The sequence below is a fragment of the Mesorhizobium sp. M1A.F.Ca.IN.020.06.1.1 genome (assembly GCF_004023265.1).
Taxonomy (GTDB): Bacteria; Pseudomonadota; Alphaproteobacteria; order Rhizobiales; family Rhizobiaceae; genus Mesorhizobium.
Genome location: NZ_RZSR01000589.1, coordinates 1 through 3,820 on the forward strand (window position 1 = coordinate 1; position 3,820 = coordinate 3,820).

3 protein-coding genes are annotated in these 3,820 nt (G+C 64.5%); 1 reads left to right on the forward strand and 2 read right to left on the reverse strand.

The genetic code is table 11. The features are described 5' to 3' along the window. Together EOA60_RS22925 and EOA60_RS22930 are read right to left on the reverse strand one after the other, a co-directional pair. Positions 1-1,565 (reverse strand): bifunctional aldolase/short-chain dehydrogenase (locus EOA60_RS22925; RefSeq protein WP_128311940.1); only part of this gene is annotated, 1,565 nt, incomplete at its 3' end. A gap of 84 nt (positions 1,566-1,649) precedes the next feature. Continuing rightward, a complete protein-coding gene (locus EOA60_RS22930) occupies positions 1,650-2,615 on the reverse strand; it encodes a sugar-binding transcriptional regulator (RefSeq protein ID WP_095823869.1) in 966 nt (321 codons plus the stop codon). Positions 2,616-2,817: 202 nt separating this feature from the next. Between EOA60_RS22930 and EOA60_RS22935 the strand changes: the two genes are divergently transcribed. Then, on the forward strand, positions 2,818-3,820 hold a 1,003-nt coding region (locus tag EOA60_RS22935), incomplete at its 3' end, for an AMP-binding protein (RefSeq protein WP_164899475.1).

Consider the following 3,820-nt stretch of genomic DNA (forward strand, 5'->3'; position numbering starts at 1 on the left):
TCCCAGGCCGCGCCTGCATTCGAGACCAGGATGTCGACGCCGCCATAGACCGCGACCGCCTTGTCGAAGGCGGCGCGCACCTCGGCCGGGCTGGTGATGTCGGCGCCGACCCCGATCGAATTGTTACCCGCCGCCTTTGCCGCTTCCGCGGCCTTGGCCGGATCGAGATCGACGATGACCGCATGCGCACCGTTTGCGGCGAACAGCTTCGCCGTCGCGGCGCCGATCGCCCCGGCGCCGCCGGTGATCAACGCCACCTGGCCGGTCAGCGGCTTCGGCTTGTTCGAGGCGAGCTTGGCCTGCTCCAATGACCAGTATTCGAGCGGGAAGAGGTCGGCCTTGGAGAGCGGCTGGAAGTTGCCGATGGCTTCCGCGCCGCGCACCGCCTCGATCCACATCTCGCCGACATCGGAGGCGATTTTCGCGTCCTTCAGCGTGCGGCCGTGGCCGAACATGCCGAGGCCCGGCACCAATGTCAGCCGCGGCATCGGGTCGAGCATGGTGCGCTTGACGTCATCCAGCGCGTCGTTGGTCTCGAAATAGGCGCGGTAGTCCTTGGCGAAAGCCTCGACATGGCTGCGGACGGCGGCCTTGTAGTCGCCGAGCTTGTCGGCGTCGGGAGCCGGGACCGCCATCGGTCCGGTCTTGATGCGGATCGAAAGATCGGGCGTCGACACGCCGCGTCCGGCCAGCTCGGCGATCCTGGCCGAATTGATGAAATCGACGATCGCATCCGAGGTGCGGAAATCGCTGATCATGCGGTCGAAGCGGCCTTCGCCGCGCGCCACTGCGACAGCGCCGCGCAGAGTCGGCGCGATGTCGCTCGCCTTGGCGAGCTTTACCGGCAGCGCCGCCTTGGTCGCCTGCGGCTTGCCGTTCTTGGCGATATAGTCCTCGGCGATGGTCACATAGTGGATCATGCGGTCATAGGCCTGCTTGGCATCGTCGCCGAAGGTGAAGATGCCGTGCTTGTCGAGGATCAGGCCTTCGACGCTGGGGTCGGCGTCAAAAACGTCCGCCGCGACCTTGGCGAGCTCGAAGCCCGGTTTGATGTAGGGCACGTAGCCCATTTTGTCGCCGAACACCGTCTTCACCAGCGCCTTGCTGTTCTCCTGGTCGACGATGGCAAGGATCGCGGTTGAATGCGTATGGTCGACGAATTTAAGCGGCAGAAAGGCGTGCAGGAGTGTCTCGACCGATGGATTCGGCGAGGCGGGGTCGATGAGATTGGAACGCTGCAGCGCCACCATGTCCTCGTCGGAGAGCGTGTCCAGCGCGCGCGCCTTGAGCAGCGCGCCCATCTTCACCGCCGGCAAGCCTTGCGGCTCGATGACGGCCATGTCCCAGCCGCTGCCCTTGACGCAAAGCACGTCCCATTCGTCACCGACCAGATCGGTGGCCTTGGTCTTGCAGGAAGTATTGCCGCCGCCATGCAGCACCAGCCGCGGCTCTCCGCCGAGCAGGCGGGTCGTGTAGACGCGCAGCGCAAGGTCGCGGCGGACGCCCTGCTTGGCGTAGTCGGCAACCATCTTTTCCGCGTCAGCGTCGTTCCAAAGGTTCTTCATGTCGTTCCGTCCGATTCCGTATTTTGTCTGCTCATGAACAGGAAGCCGCGACGTCTTGATGACAGACGCGGCGAGGGTGGTTTCCTACGAGGCCTTTTTGCTGACCGCGCCGGCGTGATCGAGGAGGCGCCCCGCCATATGTGCGCCGACCACCAGATGCGTGCAGAGGCCGCCGGCGATTGCGGCCAGCAGCGGCTCGAACTTGCTGTCCTCCTGCACCACCATCAGCCGCTTCCCGATGGCGCGCAGCGAGGCGAGCTCGGCGGAAATGACCCGCCGGTTGTAGCTACAGTCGAGCGCCTCGCCGCTTGCATCGATGATCTGTCCGGCGATGACGCCGGCCGCGCCTTCCTTGCGGAGCGCGGCCATTTCGGCCGGCGTCAGCGCGCCGCATTTGACCAGATGGCTGTCGGCGTCCACGGCGCCGACGGAATAGAGCGCGAGATCGCAGTCGCCGATGCCGGCAAGCTGGTCGCGGATCACCGGCTCGGCGCGCAGGCCCTCTGCCAATTCTTCCGTGGACAGCACCAGCGGCGCGTAAAAATTCAGACCCTTGGCGTTCAGCCGCCGCGCGATCTCCATCGTGCACTGATCGGGTCGGTAGGAATAGGGCGCGCCGAGATTGCCGCAGAGCTGCACCACGGTGACGTCCTGCAGATCGGCATAGGACATGATGTCGGCGATGGTGTAGACCGTGCGGCCCCAGGCGACGCCGATGCGGTCGCCCTTACTCACCAGTTCCAGGAAGACGCTCGCCGCCAGGACGGCGATGTCGGTCGACGGGTCGGCGACATAGGCGTTTTCCGGCGCGATCCAGACGGCATCGAGCTTGAAGGCGTCCTCCAGCCTGCGCGCAATGACATCGTCGGTGAAAAGCTGCGTCGAGGTCGAGATGTTGACGATGCCGGTCTCGCGCGCCTTGCGAAGATACATGGCGACCGATGCCCGCGAAATCTTGAGCTGGTTCGCCACTTCGTCCTGGCGAAGACCATGCGCATAGTAAAGCCAGGCGGCCTTGTGGATGAGCTGTTCTGCCGGTCGGATCGCCATGCCGCCTCCTCGGCTGACATTAGTCACGGCTCTCGACAAAAGTCAAATCCAGCCGCCTGGGTTATTCGTCCTCCGGCGCGGCATGATCGGGGCAGCCATTCTACCGAGCGCTCATGTCACAGCATTCCCCGGTCGTTCAGGGGGATGGCATGATCGCGGGCCTGCGGTTAGAAAGCTCGAAAAGACTTTTGGGGAGGATGGGATGGCCAATCCCTACGAACAGGATCTCGATCGGAACGCCGCCAATCACCAGCCGCTGACGCCGCTCATCTACCTTGAGCGGGCGGCCAAGACCTATCCCGACCATGTCGCCATCATCCACGGCAGCCAGCGCATCTCTTATCGCGATTTCTGGCGGCGGTCGCTGAAGCTCGCCTCGGCGCTGTCGAGGCACGGCATCGGCAAGGGGGATACGGTAACGGTGATGCTGTCGAACACGCCGCCGATGCTGGAGGCGCATTTCGGCGTGCCGATGGTGAAGGCGGTGCTGCATTCGCTGAACACCCGCCTCGATGCCGCCGTCATCGCCTTTCAGCTCGACCATGCCGACACCAAGGTGCTGATCGTCGACCGCGAGTTCTCGGGCGTGGTCAGGGATGCGCTGGCATCGGCCAAGGCCAAGCCATTGGTCATCGACTATGACGACCCCGACTACGCCGCCGATGCGCCCTATCCGAAGGGCGAGCGGATCGGCTCGCTCGACTATGAGGACTTCGTCGCCGGCGGCGACGAGGCTTTTGCATGGTCGATGCCCGACGACGAATGGGACGCCATCTCGCTCAACTATACTTCCGGCACGACCGGCAATCCAAAGGGCGTCGTCTACCACCATCGCGGCGCCGCCCTGATGGCCTACACCAACACCATCCATGCGGGCATGGCCAAGCACGCCGTTTATCTTTGGACGCTGCCGATGTTCCACTGCAACGGCTGGTGCTTTCCCTGGACGCTCGCCGTGCAAGCCGGCACCCATGTCTGCCTCCGCTGGGTACGGGCAAAGCCGATCTATGACGCCATCGCCGACCATCGCGTTACCCATCTTTGCGGCGCGCCGATCGTCATGTCGGTGCTGATCAACGCGAAAGACGAGGACAAGCGCCAGTTTGCCCAGACCGTCACCTTCAACACGGCCGCCGCGCCGCCGCCCGAGGCGGTGCTTTCCGGCATGGCCGATGCCGGCTTCGCCGTCACCCATCTCTACGGCC